1 protein-coding gene is annotated in these 656 nt (G+C 67.5%); it reads right to left on the minus strand.

Annotation, left to right across the window (positions count from 1 at the left end):
• Positions 1-626: FAD-binding oxidoreductase (locus ACT6Q8_RS25605; protein WP_444739491.1), on the minus strand; the 626-nt coding region annotated here is incomplete at its 3' end.
• Positions 627-656: the final 30 nt, after the last annotated feature.

Below are 656 nucleotides of genomic sequence, written 5' to 3' on the forward strand. Positions count from 1 at the left end.
CCCATCGTCCCCTCGGCACCCATCAACAGGTGGCGGAGGTCGGGTCCGGCTGCGGCGCGCACCGCCTTTCCGAGCGTCACCAGTTCGCCGTTCGGCAGCACCGCCTCGATCGAATGGATGATGTCCTCGATATTGCCATAAGCGGTCGAAAATTGCCCCGACGCGCGCGTTGCCACCCAGCCGCCGACGCTGCTGATCGCGATCGACTGCGGCCAGTGCCCGATCGTCAGCCCGTGCGCCGCGACCGCCTCCTCGGCCTCCATACCGTTGAGGCCCGCATCGAAGCTGGCCAGCAGATCGTCGCTGTCGATATAGCGCACGCGGTTCATGGCGCTCATGTCGAGCAGGATCGCATCCGGCGTCGGCTCGATCCCGCCGCACACCCCGCTGCCAAAGCCAAAGGGGATCAGCGGCACGCGTTTCTCGGCGGCGAGGCGCACGACCTTCTGCACATCCTCGACCGACTGCGGCCGCACGACGCAGCCCGGTGCGGGCACCGCTTCACCGCGCCAGTCGCGCAGATGCTTGACCGCCCACTGGTCGTAACGCCGCGCGTTGAGCGCCTCGGCGTCGCTCGCGACGCGGTCGGCGCCGATGGCGCTCGCCAAGGCTTCGGCAATATTCATTTCACTCTCCCAAAAGCCTGCGGCTCTCAT

It is taken from the genome of Niveispirillum sp. (assembly GCF_052437035.1).
Classification (GTDB): domain Bacteria; phylum Pseudomonadota; class Alphaproteobacteria; order Azospirillales; family Azospirillaceae; genus Niveispirillum.